Raw genomic sequence first — 18,467 nt, forward strand, 5'->3', positions numbered from 1 at the left:
AACGACCGGAGCGCGCCGTCCAACCTTATAGTGGGTCCAAATCCGCGACACGGGCGGCAATCGCCCCCGCGACAATCAACAGGGAAACGCCTCGTCATCCGCCCGCCGGCGGGGGCGCTTTTCCAGGGAGGACATGATGGCACTGCCCGCTCTCTTGAAGGATTCGCTCGCGCTTCCCGTGGTGGGCTCGCCGCTCTTCATCGTCTCCGGACCGGAGCTGGTGATCGCCCAGTGCAAGGCGGGCGTCGTCGGCTCGTTTCCGGCGCTCAATGCCCGTCCGGTCGAGAAGCTGGACGAGTGGCTGAGCCGCATCGAGGACGAGCTCGGCCAATACAAATCGCTCAATCCGGGCAAGAAGGTCGCGCCCTACGCGGTCAACCAGATCTGCCACGCCTCCAACGACCGCCTGATGAAGGACATGGAGACCTGCGTCAAACATCGCGTTCCCATCATCATCACCTCGCTGCGGCCGCCGGCGGAGATCGTCGAGGCCGCGCATTCCTATGGCGGGCTGGTGTTCCACGACGTCATCAACGTCAAGCATGCGCGGAAAGCGGCCGAGCACGGCGTCGACGGCCTGATCCTGGTCTGCGCGGGCGCCGGCGGGCATGCCGGAACACTCTCGCCCTTCGCGCTGGTGCGCGAGGTCAAGCAATGGTTCAAGGGCACGATCCTGCTGTCGGGCGCGATCAGCGACGGCTTTGGCATCGCCTCCGCGCTGACGCTGGGCGCCGACCTCGCCTATATGGGCACGCGCTTCATCGCGACCAAGGAAGCCAACGCCGACGAGGCCTACAAGTCCGCGCTGACGCAGCATGCCGCGCACGACATCGTCTACACCAACCTGTTCACCGGCGTGCACGGCAACTATCTCGGCCCCTCCATCGCCGCCGCGGGACTCGATCCGGACAATCTGCCGGTGGCCGACAAGACGAAGATGAATTTCGGCTCAGGCGGCAACACGAAATCGAAGGCCTGGCGCGACATCTGGGGTTCGGGCCAGGGCATCGGCCAGATCACCGACGCGCCTGCCGTCGCCGACCTGGTCGACCGGATGAAGACGGAGTTCGATCAGGCCCGGCAGGATTTCCTGATGCGCGCCAGCGCCTGAGGTCTCGGACTGACAAGAAAAAACGGGAGGACACCATGAAGCTCGCAGCCGCATTGATCGGCATGTCGTTGCTGACGCTCGGGGGCGGCAGCGCCCACGCCGAAGGCAGCGCCGAGATCCGCATCGGGCAGACCCTGCCCTATAGCGGCCCGGCCTCCGGCTTCGGCGCGATCGGGCGGACGCAGGAAGCGTTCTTCGACAAGATCAATGCCGAAGGCGGCATCAACGGCCGCAAGGTCAAGTTCATCACGCTGGACGACGCCTATTCGCCGCCGAAGACGGTCGAGCAGACCCGCAAGCTGGTCGAGCAGGACGAGGTGCTGATGATGTTCGGCTCGCTCGGCACCGCCACCAACAGCGCCGTGCAGCGCTATCTCAACGCCAAGAAGGTGCCGCAGCTGTTCGTGCTCTCGGGCGCCACCAAATGGGCCGAGCCGCAGAAGAATCCGTGGACGATACCGGGGATGGCGGCCTACGAATCCGAGGGCGTGGTCTATGCCAAATACATTCTGCAGACCAAACCCGACGCCAGGATCGCGATCCTGGCGCAGAACGACGATTTCGGCCGCGACTATGTCGCAGGCTTCAAGCGCGCGCTCGGAGCCAAGGCGGCCGGCATGATCATCGCCGAGCAGACCTACGAGACCAGCGCGCCGACGATCAGCTCGCAGCTCTCGAGCCTGAAGGCCTCGGGCGCCAACGTGCTGTTCGGCGTCGTGCTCGGAAAATTCACCTCGCAGATGGTCAAGGGCGTGGCCGAGATCGGCTGGAAGCCCGAGCTGTTCTTCGTGCCGACCTCGGCTTCGTCGATTTCGTTCCTGGAGCCGGCCGGGCTCGACAACGCGGTCGGCCTGATCTCGTCGAGCAACCAGAAGGACACGATGGACCCGCAATGGGCCGACGATCCCGGCGTGAAGGAGTATTTTGCCTTCATGAAGCAATACATGCCGAACGCCGACCTTTCCAATTCCAACTACGCGGCCGGCTACCACTATGCGACGCTGCTGATGACGGTGCTGAAGGCGTGCAAGGATGATGTCAGCCGCGACAACATCATGCGGCAGGCGGCCTCGCTGAAGGAGGTGAAGCTGCCGCTGCTGCTGCCGGGAATATCGGTCACGACCGGTGCCGACGATTATCTGCCGTTCCAGCAGCTTCAGCTCCGCCGCTTCAACGGCAAGAGCTGGGTCGGCTTCGGCGACGTGCTGGACGATCGCTAGGCTCGCGCGGGAAGGACACGCCATGATCATCAGCGGCGAGCGCCGGATCAGCTATGACGAGATCCAGTCACGCATCAGGCGGGCGGCGAGCGGATTCCGCGCCCTGGGCCTTGCCGAGGCCGCGCCGGTTGCGATGATGCTGCGCAACGATTTCGCCCTGTTCGAGGTGGTTGCGGCCTCCGCCGCACTCGGCAGCCCGGTGGTGCCGATCAACTGGCATCTCAAGGCCGAGGAGGTCCGCTACATCCTGACCGACAGCGGCGCGAAGATCCTGGTCTGCCACGCCGACCTGCTGCCGCAGATTCGCGACGGCGTGGCGCCGGATGTCCGGCTCCTCGTGGTCGCGACGCCGCCCGAGCTGGCGGCGACCTTCGCCATTGCCCCGGAGCTAACCGCGGTCCCGGCCGGACTGACCGATTGGGAGCGCTGGCGCGACGGCCATCCTGAAGCTCAGGAACCACCGCGTAGGGCCGCGGCAATGATCTACACGTCGGGCACGACCGGGATGCCGAAAGGCGTGCGGCGCATGCCGATGCAGCCCGAGCAGGCGGCCGCTTCCGAACGCGTCGGCGCGATCGCCTACGGCATCAAGCCGCGCGAGGATCAGGTCGTGCTGATCAACGGGCCGATGTATCACTCGGCGCCGCATTCCTACGGCATGATGGCGTTCCGCAATGGCTGCACCATCGTCCTCCAGCCGCGGTTCGATGCGGAGGAGCTGCTGGCCCTGATCGAGCGCCACCGCGTGACGCACATCCACATGGTCCCGACGATGTTCGTGCGGCTGCTGCGGCTGCCCGAGGCGGTCAGGCGGCGCTACGACCTCTCGTCGCTGCGCTTCGTCGTGCACGGGGCTGCGCCCTGCCCGCCCGAGGTGAAGAGGGCGATGATCGATTGGTGGGGGCCGGTCATCAACGAGTATTTCGGCTCGACCGAGACCGGGATCCCGGTATGGCACTCTGCCGAGGAGGCGCTGAAGAAGCCCGGCACCGTCGGCCGCGCCATCGAAGGCGGCATCGTCAAGATCTTCCGCGACGACGGCAGCCCGTGCAACGCCAACGAGGTCGGCGAAATCTACATGCGCCAGACGGCGGTGCCCGATTTCGATTATCATGGCAAGGCACAGGCGCGCGCAGAGGCGGGGCGCGACGGCCTCGTCAGCGTCGGCGACGTCGGCTATCTCGACGAAGACGGCTATCTGTTTCTGTGCGACCGCAAGCGCGACATGGTGATATCGGGCGGCGTCAACATCTATCCCGCCGAGATCGAGAACGCGCTGATCGGCATGCCCGGCGTGCGCGATTGCGCCGTGTTCGGCATTCCCGACCCGGAATATGGCGAGCGGCTATGTGCCTGCATCGAGCCCGACACCGGCGAGCAGCTCTCCGCCGCCGCAGTGCAGGCTTTTCTGCGCGAGCGGCTGGCGAACTTCAAGGTGCCGAAGGAGGTCCGGTTCCTGGATGCGCTGCCCCGGGAGGCGACCGGAAAGATCTTCAAGCGCAAGCTGCGCGATCCCTATTGGACCGGCCGCGGTCCGGGCGGCACTTAAACCTTCTCCGGCCGACGTCCCGCGCGCGTGGAGGGCCAGGCCATATTCCGCCCGAGCAGGGCTGCATGCCTGCCTCGCTCGGGTCGGCAGCTTTTGGCGGGCGAGGAAACCGTATAGCGTTCGATCTCAGAGGAAACGCCGCGAAAGACGGCCAAGAGGTCGCGCATGCTCGACAAGACCAAGGATCTATCCGCGTGCGCCCAGGCCTGGCTCGATGAATTCGAGCGCGCGCTGGGCAGGCCCGATCCCGCCACGCTGGACCGCCTCTTCCTCGCCGACAGCTTTTGGCGCGACGTGTTGGCGCTGAGCTGGAACCTGCAAACGATCGCCGGGCGCGAGACGATTGCGCAAGCGCTGACCGCGCTCGCGCCCAAGGCGGCACCGACCAGCTTCAAGATCGCGCCGAACCGCGCGCCGCCGCGCTGGGTGACACGCGCTGGCACCAATACCGTCGAAGCGATCTTCACGTTCGAAACCGCGACCGGCCGTGGCAGCGGCATCCTGCGGCTTATTCCCGACAAGACCGACGGCGACCGCCTGAAGGCCTGGACGCTGCTCACCGCGCTCGACGAGCTCAAAGGATTCGAGGAGCAGCTCGGCACGTCGCGACCGCGCGGCCAGGCCTATTCCCGCGATTTCCGCGGGCCAAACTGGCTCGATTTGCGCAGCGCCTCGCGCGACTATGCCGATCGCGACCCTGCCGTGCTGGTGGTCGGTGGCGGCCAGGCCGGGCTCGCGATCGCAGCCCGGCTGAAGCAGTTGAAGGTCGATGCGCTGATCGTCGATCGCGAGATGCGGATCGGCGACAATTGGCGCAAGCGTTATCATGCGCTCACCCTGCACAACCAGGTGCAGGTCAATCACCTCCCTTACATGCCCTTCCCGCCGAACTGGCCGGTCTATATCCCCAAGGACAAGCTCGCCAATTGGTTCGAGGCTTACGTCGACGCCATGGAGCTGAACTTCTGGACCGGCACCGAATTCGCAGGCGGCGCCTATGACGAGGCGAACGGGCGCTGGACGGTCACCCTGCGGCGCACCGACGGCAGCACGCGCACCATGCATCCGCGCCATGTCATCATGGCGACCGGCGTCAGCGGCATCGCCAATATTCCTGATATTCCGACGCTCGACAATTTCAAGGGAACGCTGCTTCATTCCAGCCGCTATGAGGATGGCGAGAGCTGGACCGGCAAGCGCGCTATCGTCATCGGCACCGGCAACAGCGGCCACGACATCGCGCAGGATCTTCATTCCAGCGGCGCCGAGGTGACGCTGGTGCAGCGCGCAGCCACGCTGGTCACCAATATCGAGCCGTCGGCGCAGCTCGCTTATGCGACCTATAACGAAGGTACGCTCGAGGATAATGATTTGATCGCGGCCTCGATGCCGACGCCGCTGGCGAAGAAGACGCATGTGATGCTGACGGAGCAGTCGAAGCAGCTCGACAAGGAACTGCTCGATGGGCTCTCGCGCGTCGGCTTCAAGCTCGACTTCGGCGAGGCCGGCACCGGTTGGCAGTTCAAATACCTCACCCGCGGCGGCGGCTATTATTTCAACGTCGGCTGCTCCAACCTGATCGTCGAGGGCGCGATCAAGCTCAGGCAGTTTGCCGACATTGAGGGCTTCGTCACCGAGGGCGCACGGATGAAGGACGGCACCCTCCTTCCCGCCGATCTCATCGTCTTGTCGACCGGCTACAAACCGCAGGAATATCTGGTGCGAAAGCTGTTCGGCGAGGCCATCGGCGACCGCGTCGGCCCGATCTGGGGCTTTGGCGACGGTTTTGAGCTGCGCAACATGTATGCGCGCACGAGGCAGCCCGGGCTCTGGTTCATCGCCGGCAGCCTCGCGCAATGCCGGATCAACTCGAAATATCTCGCGCTGCAGATCAAGGCGATCGAGGAAGGGATGTTGGGGCGTGAGGTGGGCACGGCTTGAGCCCCTCGTCATTGCGCGGATGCAACGAGCACGACAGGAACAACTGAAGGAAGGGACACCCATGCCAGCCATTCTCGGCAGCGGCGAGCACCGCTACCGCGTCGTCGACAATTTCGCGAAACTGCCCGACGGCTGGCAGCTCACCGACGTCGCCTCCGTCGCGGTCGACAGCAGGGACCGTGTCTACGTCTTCAACCGCGGTGCCCACCCGATGGTGGTGCTCGACCACGACGGCAATTTCCTGCGCAGTTGGGGCGAAGGGCTGTTCTCGCGCGCGCACGGCCTGCACATCGACGCCGACGACAATCTCTACTGCACCGATGACGGCGACCACACCGTGCGCAAATGCACCACGGACGGCAAGGTGCTGCTGACGATCGGCATCCCCGAGAAGCCGGCGCCGTTCATGAGCGGCGATCCCTTCCACCGCTGCACCCACACCGCGCTGTCGCCGAAGGGCGAGATCTACGTCTCCGACGGCTATGGCAATGCGCGCGTGCACAAATTCACGCCGGACGGCAAGCTGCTCAAGAGCTGGGGCGAGCCCGGCACCGATCCCGGCCAGTTCAACATCGTGCACAATATTGCCACCGATGCAGATGGCTGGGTCTATGTCGCCGACCGCGAGAACCACCGCGTGCAGGTGTTCAATGGCGAGGGCAAATACGAGACACAGTGGAACAACCTGCATCGGCCCTGCGCGCTGTGCTGTTGCGGTGGGACCAAGAGCCCGACTTTCGTGATCGGCGAGCTCGGCCCGGGCCTTGCCATCAACCGCAATGTGCCCAATCTCGGCCCGCGGCTGTCGATCGTGGACGCCAAGGGCAAGCGCATCGCACGGCTCGGCGGCGAGGAAGGGCCGGGTGTTGCGAGCGGAAAGTTCCTGGCGCCCCACGGCATCGCGCTGGATTCCAGGGGCGACATCTATGTCGGCGAGGTCGGCGTCACCAACTGGGACACCAGCTTTCCCGACGAGGAGATGCCGGCCGTAGTGCGCGCGACACGGTGCTTGCAGAGGCTGGAACGGGTACGGGAGTAGCTGCCGCGGCAGGCCGCGACGCGCTGGTCACGGCAGTTCCGCGCCAGCCGCGTACCTCCCCCAAATCGCGGCTTTTTGAGCGCTTTCGCCACCCCGGCGCCGCATTGCTTGCACCTGAATAAGTCGCTCAGCGGGCTTCACAATCCCGTCACGCTGCATGTAGTATGTCAGTACATGCTGCTTCGCAGCGTATATTGGAGGCCGGGAGCGTTACTTGAACGCACATGTCTCGCAAGGCAGTTGGCCGGTGTTGGTGCTGAATGCGGACTTCCGGCCGCTGAGTTACTACCCGCTGTCTCTTTGGTCGTGGCAGGACGCGATCAAGGCGGTGTTCCTCGATCGCGTCAACATCGTCGCACATTACGATCAGGCGGTTCATAGCCCTACGCTGCAAATGCAGCTGCCGAGCGTCGTCTCGCTCAAATCCTTCGTCAAGCCGACCACCCATCCGGCCTTCACCCGGTTCAACGTCTTCCTGCGCGATCGTTTCGCCTGCCAGTATTGCGGCTCGCCCGAAGACCTGACCTTCGATCACATCATCCCGCGCAGCAAAGGCGGCCAGACCACCTGGGAGAACGTGGTCGCGGCATGCTCGCCGTGTAACCTGCGCAAGGGCAATCTCACGCCGGTGCAGGCAAAGATGTTTCCGCGCCAGCACGCCTTCGCCCCGACCGTGCACCAGCTTCACCGCAACGGCCGCCTGTTCCCGCCGAACTATCTGCACGATAGTTGGCTCGACTATCTGTACTGGGATACGGAGCTGGATCCGTAGGGTGTGGTCTCACCCCCCGATCGCGTTCCGTGCCACCACGTCGCGATAGAACGCCGCGCTCAATTTCGGCACCCTTGCCTGGGTCTCGAAATCGACCCGGTAGAGGCCGAAGCGCTTGCCGTAGCCGAAGATCCACTCGAAATTGTCCATCAGGCTCCAGAGGAAGTAGCCGCGGATCGGCACGCCCTCGGCGGTCGCGCGCTGCATCTGGGTCAGATAGTTGCGCAGGAACATGATGCGGTCGAGGTCGTAGACCTGGCCGTCGGCAGAGATCTTGTCCTCGGACGAGGTACCGTTCTCGCTGATGTAGATATTCTCGATGTTCCAGATCTTTGCCGCCAGGCGCGGCACCCAGTAGATCACTTCGGGGCCGACCCGCAGCCATTCCGAATTCATGTGTGGGAACGAGGTGGGGAACGGCAGCACGTGGAAGCCGGGCGCGCGGTCGGAAGCCGTGACGTAATATTGCGGCGCGTAGATGTTGAGGCCGACGAAATCGTTCGGCGTGCCGATGATCTTCAATTCCTCGGCAGTGAATTTCGGCGCGTCCGCGCCGGCATAGGCGAGGAAACCGTCGGTATATCTGCCCTCCAGCACCACGCCGAGAAAGCCGGCATTGAGCTCGCGCGTCGCGATCTCGGCGGCGCGGATGTTTTCCGGCGCAGCGATCGCCGGCACGCAGGCGGCGATGTTTTCGGCCGCGCCGACGCGGGTGCCGGCGCGGCCGGCGGCACGGATCGCCTGCACGGCAAGCCCGTGCGCGAGCGCGACGTGGTGGCGAGCCTGGTTGAGTTGCGCGGCCGGCAGCTTGAGACCGGGCGCATCGATGCCCCAGCCATAGCCGAAATTCACGAAACGCCCGACCTCGTTCACGGTGAAGACGTTCTTCACCCGATCGGTCAGGCGCGCGGCGACATGCGCAGCGTAGTCAGCAAAAGCCTTCGACGTGTCGCTCGACGACCAGCCCCCGACGCGGTCCTGGAGTGCCTGCGGCAAGTCCCAATGGTAGAGCGTCGCGTAAGGCTCGATGCCGTTCGCGAGCAGTTCGTCGACGAGGCGATTGTAGAAGTCGAGACCTCTGGGGTTGGGCTGGCCCGTCCCATCCGGAAACACGCGCGGCCATGCGATCGAGAAACGGTAGGCCTTGACGCCGAGCGCCTTGATCAGCGCGACGTCTTCCTTGTAGCGATGATAGTGCTCGTTGGCGCGGTCGCCGGTCGAGCCGTCCTCGATCTTGCCGGGGGTGTGGCTGAAGATGTCCCAAATCGATTTGCCGCGACCGTCCTCGTTGACCGCGCCCTCGATCTGGTAGGACGAGGTCGCCGTTCCCCACAGAAAATCCTTCGGGAACGGCGCCGGCAGGTGGCGGTCGGCCGATGCGGACTTCTCATTTTCCGCGGCCCGGACACCTGCGGCTACGCCCAGCGCGGCGAGGCCCGTGAGCTTGGCAAAACGACGCCGCGAGACATCGGCTGACATCGCTATCTCCGTGCCAGCTCCAGATCGATCTGATAGGCCGAAATCCGGTCGATCTCGAATGCGACGCTCGACGGCGATTCCGCGTCGACGGGACCGACGCCGAGAAAGAATTTCGACCCGATCGCCAGATTGACGATCATGTACATGGGATCGTCGAAGCCGATCGGCACCTTGATGTCGGAGACCGGCCTGCGGTCGATGAAATAGACCAGCCGATCCTCCTGCCACAGCACACCGTAATTGTGGAACACGCTCGATGCGTCGCCGACCGCGAAATCGAAGCCGCAGGACTGGATCTTCTGGGTCGAGGGGATCCGCCAATGGGTCGTCATCACGAGATCGCCTGGCCGTTCGCCGCGGCCTTCCAGCACGTCGACCTCCGGCGGCCAGCCGCCGTCGTCCGCCAGCATCCAGAACGCCGGCCACACTGCGTGGCCGACCGGCACCTTGGCGCGAATTTCGAAATAGCCGTGCTTCTGGGCGAACGTGCCCTGGGTCGTCAGGATGCCCGAGATGTACTCGTTGTTGAACAGCAGCTGTTTCAATTCCGGCGGCGTTCGGCTGGCGATGATCGACAGCACGCCGTCCTTCACCCTGAACGGATCGAGCCCGAGCGGCGCGGCCGCGCGGCCGGCATAGCGCGGGTCGACGTAGATCTGCTGCTCGCCATTGGCGCTGGTCTTGCGCTTGAAGTCGGAGCCGTCGCCGCCCCAATAGCGTGCCTCCGGCCAGGCCGCGCCGCCGGCATAATGCGGGACCCAGCGTCCGTTCGACAGCGGATGCTCGTCAAAATCCTCGCTGAAGGTCCGGCGCAGCGGCAGGAACACCAGCGAGGCTGGATTGACCGTGTCCAGCCGGCGACACGCGATGGTGGAAGGATCGGTCGTCACCTGCAGGGCCATGCTCGCCGGCGCGCCATCGAGCTCATCCTGCGCAATACAAGGCGCAGGCAGCACGCCGAGGCCGATCGCAACCAGAGTGCCCCTCGTCCAACGGCCGATCATCACCGCACTCGAAGATGCCACGACATGCGCGGAGGTTAGCTCATCCGTCTTCGCGCGGGCAACCGCGGCATCCGACGCCGGCGGGCGATTTGAAAACCATTCTTCTCGCCTCCGCTCCGGGGCCATCGGGCACTGGGAACCCGAAGCGCCCACGCCCGTTCAGAGTCAACGCCATGCGCTCGCATGCACGTTCCATCGAGCGCGTTTGTCCGCTGCAAGATGAAACAAGGGAAGACCCATGGCCGCAACCGAGAGTGATCATGTCTACAAGATCCTGGACCTCGTCGGATCGTCCGAAACCTCGATCGAGGACGCGATCAAGAACGCGATCAGCCGCGCGTCCAAGACTATCCGCGAGATGAAATGGTTCGAGGTGGTGCAGACGCGCGGCCACATCGAGAACGGCGCCGTGCGCCACTATCAGGTGACGCTGCGCGTCGGCTTCACCCTGGAGGGATGAGGCGGCAGGCGGCAGAACGGAATTGTCGCACTGCGGTAGCGTGGCTCCGCCGACCGGCCCTGACGGTGTCGGCAATCCGTCCGGTTGATTACGGACCCCGCACAATCATTGCAGATTTTGCAAGAGGCCGTTAAGACGAAAGTGAGAGGTTTGCCCCGATTTGGAGCAAGCCTGATGGTCACGAGCCGCGAATTCGGCAAGACGCGCCTTCCGCTCTGGGCGGCGGGCTTCGTTGGGCTGATCTGCGTGACGATCCTGGGCCTCAGCGCCTGGCGCGAATGGGAAGCTCGCAATGTCGACCTCAGGAACGCCGAGATCGACGTCACCAACCTCGCACATTCACTGATCCAGCACGCGGACGATACGTTCGAGCTGGTCGATACGCTCCTGGTAGGACTGGTCCACCGGCTCGAACTCGACGGGACTGGCCCCGACACGATCACGAAGCTCCAGGCCTATCTGCCGACGCGCAAATCATCGGACCGCATCCGCGGCATCTTCGTCTATGACGCGACGGGCCGGTGGCTTGCCACGACCGAGCGCCTCGACTTCTCCAAGCTCAACAACAGCGACCGGGAATATTTCCAGCGCCATCGCGACTCCACGGAGACGGGCACGCTGATCGGACCGCCCATCAAGAGCCGCTCCGGGGGCCAGTGGATCATCACGGCGTCCCGGCGGATCAACGATCCCGACGGCGGCTTCGCCGGCGTTGCCCTGCTCACGATCGACGTCAGCTATTTCGTCAAATTCTACGAGCGGTTCGACCTAGGGCCGAACGGCTCGGCATCGCTGCTCAACAATGGCGGCATCATGCTGGCACGCAGCCGAGACGAGAGCGGCGCCTTCATCGGACGCGACCTGTCCAATGCGCCCTTGTTCAAAGGCTGGAAAAGCCGCCCCGCCGAAGCGGTCTACTATTTTAAGTCGCCGCTCGATGGCGTGCAGCGCCTGAGCTACTACCAGCGCAGCAGCCGCTATCCCCTGATGGTGCTGGCGAGTAAGTCCCAAGACGACGTGCTGGCTCCCTGGCGACGCGCCGCCGCCACGCGCATAACTTTCGTCGTCGGCCTCGTCCTGCTGATCGCGGTGATCGGCTCCTACCTGGTCCGTCAGCTCTGGCAGCGGCAGCGGATGGCGCAGGCCCTGGTCGCCAAGGAGGCAAATTTCCGCCTGCTGGCCGAGCAATCCAGCGACATGGTAACCCGGATCGGGCTGGATAACCGGCTGCTCTATGTCTCTCCGTCATGCGTGCGCATCACCGGCTGGACCGCCGAGGAACTGCTGAACACGTCGGCCCTGGCCGGCATTCACGCCGACGACATGGAACGGGTCGCTCAGGCCATCACCGCGCTGAAGAGCGGAGAGGCCGAGGAAGCGCGGTTCGTCTATCGCCAGCGTCATCGCGAAAAAGGGGAGATCTGGGCGGAGGCGGCGCTGCACGTGACGGTGGCATCGGACAGCGGCGCGATCGACGGCGTCGTCGCTGTCGTGCGCGACATAACCGAGCAGAAGGATCTTCAGGACAAGCTCGCTTCGCTTGCGAGGACCGACGGCCTCACCGGCCTTGCCAACCGGCGCGCATTCGACGAACGCCTTGCCGACGAATGGGCGCGCGCCCGTCGCGACGGCACGCAGCTTTCGCTCTTGCTGATCGACGTCGATCATTTCAAGAAATTCAACGACCATTACGGACATCTGGCGGGCGACGGGTGCCTGCGCGCACTGGGCCGGATCCTGTCCACCCAGGCCAGGCGTCCCGCCGACCTCGCGGCGCGATACGGCGGCGAGGAATTCGCCGTGTTGTTGCCGAACACAGGTCCGGATGGCTGCGTGGAGGTCGCGGAAGCGGTTCGCCAGGCGCTGCACGATCTTGCCATGCTGCATGCGCAAAATCCGCCCTCCCGGCTGGTCACGGTAAGCGTCGGCGCCGCAACCGGTCTTCCGTCCCTGACCTCCACGGACTTCAGCACGCTGGTCGCCGCGGCCGACCGCGCGCTCTATGCCGCGAAGGACAGCGGCCGCGATCGGCTGGTGATGTCCGGACAGGTCGTGCCTTGGCCCGCGAAGACCGCGTGACGGGACCCACCTCGGCCTCGCTTGCGCACCGATTTCCGAATGGCTACATCCAGACCCGACATTGGCTTGCCGCCGATCTCGAGAAATCAGTTGCATGCGGTCTTCCGCATCGCGAGGGGATGTGGACGGGACAGCGTTGAACGGAAGCACGGCGGCGGACAATCCCGGGCGCGGTCCGGAGGCGCTCGCGCAGTTGCGGGCCATGACGGTCGACATTTGTGAGGTCATTCCGCGCACCGCGGAGGACGACTTCCATGTCACTACGGTGACGAGGATGACCCGCAACGCCCTGCTGATCGACACGCGTGCCACCGACCAGGACTATGACCGCACGCCCGCGCACGTCGCCCGCGGCGTCATGGATCATTTTCAGATCACCCTCTGCGTCGAGGGCGAGATGCAGTTCAGCTCGGGCCGGCGCGAGGTCACGCTGCGGCCCGGCGACATCGTTCTCATCGACATGGCGCAGCCAAACCGGACCGCGCTACGCGCCGCGGGCGGCCGCACCCATCTGATGTCGATCGTGCTGCAACGCGCGATTTTGGCGCCTCGGCTTGCCCATCCGGATGCGGCGACGGCAACCCTGCTGCCGTCGGATCACCCTCATGCACGCCTGCTCGCCAGCCACTACGCCGCGCTTGCCCTGCCGTCCGAGCCCGGGACGGACACCGCGACCGGCCATGCCGAAGCCACCGTCGAGGCGATCGCCGATCTCGTGGCGGCCGCCGCCGGCGGGACGGCCGAGATCGTCGCGGGCCTCGAGCGCGCCGAGCGGCACCTCTACCTTACGATGATCAAGCGCCGCATCGCGAACAATCTCGAAACCGATGCGCTCACCAGCGAAGAGCTCTGCCGCCACTTCCATATCTCGCGCGCGACCCTCTACCGGCTGTTCGAGGCCGAGGGCGGGCTTGCGCATTATGTGCGGGAGCAGCGGCTCAATCTCGCGTTTCGGCGCTTGATATCGCCATCCGCGCAGGACGGCCGTCTGATCGATCTCGCCGTCGACATGCGCTTCAGCAGCGATTCCACCTTCATCCGCGCGTTCCGTCGCAAGTTCGGCCTGACGCCGGGCGAATTGAGGGAATTGGCCGACACGTGGCTGCGCGAGACCGGAGCGGTGCCGGCCGTCGACACGGTGCTGCATCAACTGGCGCGGCGGCGCGCATCGCAGCCCTAGCCAGCACCTGATTTGTCGCCCGCGTTCCGGCGGGATATGACTCACGCCAGGGCCGGATGTTCGGCCAATGCGCGAGCGTCGCCGTGACTGATGCCATCAAGCTCGTCCTCTTCGACATGGACAATGTCCTCTGCGACTACGACAGGGCGACACGCGTCGCCTATCTGGCGGAGCTTGCGGGGACCAGCAGCCAAGCCGTCCACAACGCGATCTGGGACAGCGGATTCGAGCTGCTCGGCGATTCCGGCGCGCTCGAGGCCGCCGACTATCTGCGAGGTTTTGGCGAACGCATCGGCTATCCCCTCTCGCTCGATGAGTGGGTGGAAGCCCGGCGCCGTTCGATGCAGGCCGATCGCGCGATGCTGGACATTGCCGGCAGCTTGCGAAACACCGTCGATATTGCCGTCCTGACCAACAATACCACGCTGGTCGCCGACCACATCGACACGCTGCTGCCGGAATTGCGCCCGCTGTTCGGCGCCCGGATCTACACCTCGGCGCAATTCAAGACGGCCAAGCCGGACCCACACTGCTATCGCCGCTGCCTCTCGGAGCTCGGCTTGAGGCCGCAGACCGTCCTGTTCGTCGACGATCTCGCAGCCAACGTCGCCGGCGCGCGACAGGCGGGCCTGTTCGCGCATCAGCACACGTCCGTGGCGACCTTCAGGCAGGCCCTGTCGGAGCACGGCCTGCTTCGCGACTAAGATGGAAGTGCGTAGGGTGGGCAAAGGCGCGACAGCGCCGTGCCCACGTCTTCAGAATCGTGGGCACGCTTCGCTTTGCCTACCCTACAGGTTCTGAACTCGCTTTCGGAGCCTCAAGCCAGATGACACGCCACGAAGTGGCCGCCCGCCCCTTCCTTCAGCACGGGCGCGCTTTCCGCGCAGCGCGGCTGGGCGATCGGGCAGCGGGTGTGGAAGTGACAGCCCGACGGCGGCTTCATCGGGCTCGGCACGTCGCCCTTGAGGCGGATGCGCTCACGCTTGAGCTTTGGATCGGGCACCGGCACCGCCGATAGCAACGCCCTGGTGTAGGGATGCTGCGGGTGGCGGTAGAGATCGCTTGCTTTCGCCAGCTCGACGATCCGGCCGAGATACATCACCGCGACGCGGTCGGAGATGTGCTCGACCACCGAGAGGTCGTGCGCGACGAAGAGATAGGTGAGGTTCAGCTCAGCCTGGAGGTCTTCCAGCAGATTGATGACCTGGGCCTGGATCGACACGTCGAGCGCCGAGACCGGCTCGTCGCAGACGATCAGCTTCGGCTCGACCGCCAGCGCGCGCGCGATCACGATGCGCTGGCGCTGGCCGCCGGAGAATTCGTGCGGATAGCGCCGCATATGCTCGGCCTTGAGCCCGACCTTGACCAGCAGGCCGGCGACGCGCTCCTCGCGCTCCTTGGCGGAGGTCGCAAGGTTATGGATGGTGAAGGCCTCGCCGAGGATCGCGCCGACCGTCATGCGCGGATTGAGCGAGGCGAACGGATCCTGGAACACCAGCTGCATGTTGCGCCGCATCGCGCGCAGATCGTTGCCGCCGAGGCTGCGCACGTCCTGGCCGTCGAAAGTGACCTCACCGTCGGTCGGCTCGATCAGGCGCAGCACGCAGCGTCCCGTCGTCGACTTGCCGCAGCCGGACTCACCGACGAGACCGAGCGTCTCGCCGCGATTGACCGAGAACGACACGCCGTCGACCGCATAGACGGTGCCAACCTGGCGCGACAGCAGGCCACCGAGCACGGGGAAATGCTTCTTCAGATTGGAGACTTGCAGCAAGGGTTCGCTCATGCCGCGCCTCCCAGATTTGTATCGCCGAGATGACAGGCCATGCGATGGCCGGGTGCGATCTCGCGCAGCAGCGGCTCCTTCTCGGTGCAGACGTTCATGGCGAACTTGCAGCGCGGCGCAAAGCGGCAGCCGACCGGCGGATTGATCAGGATCGGCACCGAGCCGCCGATCGCCTCGAGCCGCGTCTTGTGCTCGCTGTCGAGATCGATGCGCGGGATCGAGCGAATCAACCCTTGCGTATAGGGATGGCCGGGATTGCCGAACAGATCATCGACCGGCGCTTCCTCGACCACCTTGCCGGCATACATCACGACGACGCGCTGCGCGGTTTCGGCGACGACGCCCATGGCATGGGTGATCAACATCACCGCCATGCCGAAGCGCTCCTTCATGTCCTGGAGCAGGTCCAGGATCTGGGCCTGGATGGTCACGTCGAGCGCGGTGGTGGGCTCGTCGGCGATGATCAGCTTCGGCTTGCAGGCGAGCGCCATCGCGATCATCACGCGCTGGCGCATGCCGCCGGAGAACTGGTGCGGATAATTGTGCACGCGGCCTTCGGCGTTGGGGATCTGCACCAGCTTCAGCATCTCGATGGTGCGATCGAGCGCCTGCTTCCTGGTCACGGCCTCGTGGCGGCGCAGGCTCTCGGCGATCTGCTCGCCGACGGTGAGCACCGGGTTGAGCGAGGTCATCGGCTCCTGGAAGATGAAGCCGATCTCCTTGGCCCTGATCTCGTCGAGCTCGTTGCTGGTCAGCGGCACGAGGTCGCGACCCTCGAAGATGATCTGACCCGCCGCGATGCGGCCCGGCGGCATCGCGATCAGCTTCAGGATCGACATCGCGGTGACGGTCTTGCCGCAGCCGGATTCTCCGACCACGCAGAGCGTCTCGCCCCGGTTGATGGAGATGTCGACGCCGTCGACGGCCTGGAGGATGCCGTCGTCCGTGGAGAAGTGGGTCTTCAGTCCCTTGATCTCGAGCAGCGGCGCCATCAGATCACCCGTCGCGCATCGAGCGCGTCACGCAGGCCGTCGCCGATGAAGTTGATGGCGACCACCGCGATGAAGATCGCGCCACCCGGAAACAGCGCCCAGTGCGGGCCGATGTCGAGAAAGTCCTTGGCGTCATACAGCAGCCGGCCCCAGGTCGGCGTGTCGGGCGGGAAGCCGAGGCCGAGGAAGGACAGCGTCGATTCCGCGATGATGGCGGCGGCGACGTCGATGGTGCCGGCGATGATCACCGGACCGAGCGCATTGGGCAGGATGTGACGCACCACCTGCCGCACCGGGCTCGCCCCGAGCGCCCGCGCGGCCTCGACGAACTCCTTCTCGCGGATCGACAGGAACTGGGCGCGCACGAGCCGCGCCACCGGCATCCAGCGCAGGCCGCCGATCACGAGCACGATCAGGATGAAGATGCCGCCCTCCGGACCGAACGCGGCCTTCAGACCGTCGCGGAAGAGATAAATCAGCAGCAGCAGCAGCGGCAATTGCGGCAGCGACAGGAACAGATCGGTCAGCCACATCAACCCGTGACCGAGCGCACCGCGCGACATGCCGGCGAGCGCGCCGATCAGCACACCGACAAAGACCGAGACCAGCATCGCGGCGAGGCCGACCGCGAGCGAGATGCGCCCGCCATAGATCATGCGGGCGAGGATGTCCTGTCCGAGATCGTCGGTGCCGAAGGGATGCGCCGGCGAGGGCCCCTGCATGCCCGCGACGATGTCGATGTCGTCGATCTTGACCCGCCAGATGAAGGGGCCGAGCACCACTGCCAGGATCAGAACGAGCAGCAGGAACGCGCTGACCACGGCAAGCTTGTGGCGGCTGTAGCGCCGCCACGTCTCGCGCCAGGGCGAGTAGACGCGCCGCTCAGCGGAGGGAGATGCGAGGGTCAAGCCAGCCATAAAGCACGTCCGCGATGAGATTGAACAGCACGACCAGACACGCAAAGACGAAGGTGACGGCCATCACCACCGGCGTGTCGTTCGAAAGGATGGAGGAGATCAGCAGCGAGCCGATGCCGGGTATGCGGAAGATCTGCTCGGTGACGATGGCGCCGCCGAACACCGCGGGCATCTGCAGCGCGATCAACGTCACGACCGGAATCATGGCGTTGCGCATGACATGCTTGACGATGACCTTGGCCTGCCCGAGCCCCTTGGCGCGGGCGGTGGTGACATAGTCGAGCCGGATCACATCCAGCATCGCCGAGCGCACGAAACGCGTCATCGACGCCGCCTGGAACAGGCCGAGCACCGCCACCGGCATGATCGCCTGACGGATCATCTCCAGCACCCAGTGGATGCCGGTGCCCTTGATGTCGGTGGTGTAGACGAAAGGCAGCCAGTCCAGCGTGACCGAGAAGATCAGGATGAACAGGATGCCGGTGAAGAACGTCGGCAGCGAGAAGCCGACGAAGGCGAGCGTGTTGGCGATCTGGTCGAACAGCGAATACGGCTTCGTGGCGGCATAGACGCCGACCGGAATCGCGATCAGCAGCGCCAGGATCTGCGCCGAGCCGATCACGTAGAGCGTGGCCGGCAGGCGCTGCAGGATGAGCGTGTCGACGTTCATCCTGCTGACGAAGGAGAAGCCCCAGTCGCCGTGCAGCATGGCGTTGAGCCAGTGCAGATAGCGAAGGTGGATCGGATCGTCGAGGCCGAACTTGGCCCGGAGCGCCGCCTGCACCTCGGGCGGCACGTTCGGGTTGGTCGCCAGCTCGGAGAACGGATCGCCGGGCGCGAGCGCGAGCACGACGAACAGCACGACCGAGATTCCGAGCAGGCTCGGAATCGCAATCATCAGGCGACGCAGGACGTATTGGCTCATGAGGGAAGGCCCC

Annotated in this window: 16 protein-coding genes; 10 read left to right on the forward strand and 6 right to left on the reverse strand. The window is 65.1% G+C overall.

What is annotated here, in order from left to right:
* Window positions 1–136 precede the first annotated feature (136 nt).
* From RAD04_RS18480 to RAD04_RS18505, 6 genes are all read left to right on the forward strand, one after another.
* Window positions 137–1,111: an NAD(P)H-dependent flavin oxidoreductase gene (locus RAD04_RS18480; protein WP_461624893.1), complete on the forward strand. Its 975-nt coding sequence runs from the start codon at window positions 137–139 to the stop codon at window positions 1,109–1,111.
* Window positions 1,112–1,146: 35 nt separating this feature from the next.
* Window positions 1,147–2,331, forward strand: coding sequence for an ABC transporter substrate-binding protein (locus tag RAD04_RS18485; protein ID WP_461624894.1), 1,185 nt, complete (start codon window positions 1,147–1,149; stop codon window positions 2,329–2,331).
* Between the two features lie 22 nt (window positions 2,332–2,353).
* Window positions 2,354–3,880 (forward strand): acyl-CoA synthetase, encoded by a 1,527-nt coding sequence (locus RAD04_RS18490; RefSeq protein WP_461624895.1) that lies wholly within the window; start codon window positions 2,354–2,356, stop codon window positions 3,878–3,880.
* Window positions 3,881–4,045: 165 nt separating this feature from the next.
* Window positions 4,046–5,821 (forward strand): flavin-containing monooxygenase, encoded by a 1,776-nt coding sequence (locus RAD04_RS18495; RefSeq protein WP_461624896.1) that lies wholly within the window; start codon window positions 4,046–4,048, stop codon window positions 5,819–5,821.
* Window positions 5,822–5,882: 61 nt separating this feature from the next.
* Entirely contained in the window at window positions 5,883–6,860 is a 978-nt protein-coding gene (locus RAD04_RS18500) for a peptidyl-alpha-hydroxyglycine alpha-amidating lyase family protein (protein ID WP_461624897.1), read from the forward strand.
* A gap of 214 nt (window positions 6,861–7,074) precedes the next feature.
* Window positions 7,075–7,632 carry an HNH endonuclease gene (locus RAD04_RS18505; RefSeq protein WP_018316280.1) on the forward strand — a complete coding sequence of 186 codons (558 nt, stop codon included), beginning with the start codon at window positions 7,075–7,077 and terminating at the stop codon, window positions 7,630–7,632.
* A gap of 9 nt (window positions 7,633–7,641) precedes the next feature.
* On the opposite strand, the gene RAD04_RS18510 is transcribed toward RAD04_RS18505, so the two are convergent.
* Window positions 7,642–9,111, reverse strand: a complete 1,470-nt coding sequence (locus tag RAD04_RS18510) for a GH1 family beta-glucosidase (protein WP_461624898.1) — start codon at window positions 9,109–9,111, stop codon at window positions 7,642–7,644.
* A gap of 2 nt (window positions 9,112–9,113) precedes the next feature.
* Window positions 9,114–10,115: a glycoside hydrolase family 16 protein gene (locus RAD04_RS18515; RefSeq protein WP_461624899.1), complete on the reverse strand. Its 1,002-nt coding sequence runs from the start codon at window positions 10,113–10,115 to the stop codon at window positions 9,114–9,116.
* 238 nt (window positions 10,116–10,353) lie between these two features.
* Here RAD04_RS18515 and RAD04_RS18520 point away from each other — a divergent pair, with 238 nt between their 5' ends.
* From RAD04_RS18520 to RAD04_RS18535, 4 genes are all read left to right on the forward strand, one after another.
* The gene (locus RAD04_RS18520) at window positions 10,354–10,575 is read left to right on the forward strand and encodes a dodecin (RefSeq protein WP_018316283.1); all 222 of its coding nucleotides are present in this window, start codon (window positions 10,354–10,356) and stop codon (window positions 10,573–10,575) included.
* A gap of 174 nt (window positions 10,576–10,749) precedes the next feature.
* On the forward strand, window positions 10,750–12,654 hold the full coding sequence (locus RAD04_RS18525; RefSeq protein WP_201760022.1) for a sensor domain-containing diguanylate cyclase: 1,905 nt from the start codon (window positions 10,750–10,752) through the stop codon (window positions 12,652–12,654).
* Between the two features lie 136 nt (window positions 12,655–12,790).
* Entirely contained in the window at window positions 12,791–13,834 is a 1,044-nt protein-coding gene (locus RAD04_RS18530) for a helix-turn-helix domain-containing protein (protein ID WP_461624900.1), read from the forward strand.
* 56 nt (window positions 13,835–13,890) lie between these two features.
* The gene (locus RAD04_RS18535) at window positions 13,891–14,538 is read left to right on the forward strand and encodes an HAD family hydrolase (protein ID WP_461624901.1); all 648 of its coding nucleotides are present in this window, start codon (window positions 13,891–13,893) and stop codon (window positions 14,536–14,538) included.
* A 113-nt stretch (window positions 14,539–14,651) separates the two neighbouring features.
* Here RAD04_RS18535 and RAD04_RS18540 read toward each other — a convergent pair whose 3' ends face one another.
* From RAD04_RS18540 to RAD04_RS18555, 4 genes are read right to left on the reverse strand one after another with little or no spacing between them, the layout of a single operon-like run.
* On the reverse strand, window positions 14,652–15,620 hold the full coding sequence (locus RAD04_RS18540) for an ABC transporter ATP-binding protein (RefSeq protein WP_461624902.1): 969 nt from the start codon (window positions 15,618–15,620) through the stop codon (window positions 14,652–14,654).
* Window positions 15,617–16,612, reverse strand: coding sequence for an ABC transporter ATP-binding protein (locus RAD04_RS18545; protein ID WP_092255726.1), 996 nt, complete (start codon window positions 16,610–16,612; stop codon window positions 15,617–15,619). Before RAD04_RS18545 ends, RAD04_RS18540 begins: the two co-directional genes overlap by 4 nt.
* The gene (locus RAD04_RS18550; protein WP_018316289.1) at window positions 16,612–17,529 is read right to left on the reverse strand and encodes an ABC transporter permease; all 918 of its coding nucleotides are present in this window, start codon (window positions 17,527–17,529) and stop codon (window positions 16,612–16,614) included. The genes RAD04_RS18545 and RAD04_RS18550 overlap by 1 nt, the downstream gene beginning before the upstream one ends.
* Window positions 17,495–18,454 (reverse strand): ABC transporter permease, encoded by a 960-nt coding sequence (locus RAD04_RS18555; protein ID WP_018316290.1) that lies wholly within the window; start codon window positions 18,452–18,454, stop codon window positions 17,495–17,497. The genes RAD04_RS18550 and RAD04_RS18555 overlap by 35 nt, the downstream gene beginning before the upstream one ends.
* Between the last annotated feature and the right edge of the window lie 13 nt (window positions 18,455–18,467).

The sequence above is a fragment of the Bradyrhizobium sp. 25ACV genome, assembly GCF_054863005.1.

Coding starts and splice junctions, on each gene's coding strand:
- RAD04_RS18515 (WP_461624899.1), bottom strand. CDS start 10,115: ATGATCGGCCGTTGGACGAGGGGCACTCTGGTTGCGATCGGCCTCGGC.
- RAD04_RS18485 (WP_461624894.1), top strand. CDS start 1,147: ATGAAGCTCGCAGCCGCATTGATCGGCATGTCGTTGCTGACGCTCGGG.
- RAD04_RS18540 (WP_461624902.1), bottom strand. CDS start 15,620: ATGAGCGAACCCTTGCTGCAAGTCTCCAATCTGAAGAAGCATTTCCCC.
- RAD04_RS18495 (WP_461624896.1), top strand. CDS start 4,046: ATGCTCGACAAGACCAAGGATCTATCCGCGTGCGCCCAGGCCTGGCTC.
- RAD04_RS18500 (WP_461624897.1), top strand. CDS start 5,883: ATGCCAGCCATTCTCGGCAGCGGCGAGCACCGCTACCGCGTCGTCGAC.
- RAD04_RS18535 (WP_461624901.1), top strand. CDS start 13,891: ATGTTCGGCCAATGCGCGAGCGTCGCCGTGACTGATGCCATCAAGCTC.
- RAD04_RS18510 (WP_461624898.1), bottom strand. CDS start 9,111: ATGTCAGCCGATGTCTCGCGGCGTCGTTTTGCCAAGCTCACGGGCCTC.
- RAD04_RS18520 (WP_018316283.1), top strand. CDS start 10,354: ATGGCCGCAACCGAGAGTGATCATGTCTACAAGATCCTGGACCTCGTC.
- RAD04_RS18545 (WP_092255726.1), bottom strand. CDS start 16,612: ATGGCGCCGCTGCTCGAGATCAAGGGACTGAAGACCCACTTCTCCACG.
- RAD04_RS18550 (WP_018316289.1), bottom strand. CDS start 17,529: ATGGCTGGCTTGACCCTCGCATCTCCCTCCGCTGAGCGGCGCGTCTAC.
- RAD04_RS18555 (WP_018316290.1), bottom strand. CDS start 18,454: ATGAGCCAATACGTCCTGCGTCGCCTGATGATTGCGATTCCGAGCCTG.
- RAD04_RS18490 (WP_461624895.1), top strand. CDS start 2,354: ATGATCATCAGCGGCGAGCGCCGGATCAGCTATGACGAGATCCAGTCA.
- RAD04_RS18525 (WP_201760022.1), top strand. CDS start 10,750: ATGGTCACGAGCCGCGAATTCGGCAAGACGCGCCTTCCGCTCTGGGCG.
- RAD04_RS18480 (WP_461624893.1), top strand. CDS start 137: ATGGCACTGCCCGCTCTCTTGAAGGATTCGCTCGCGCTTCCCGTGGTG.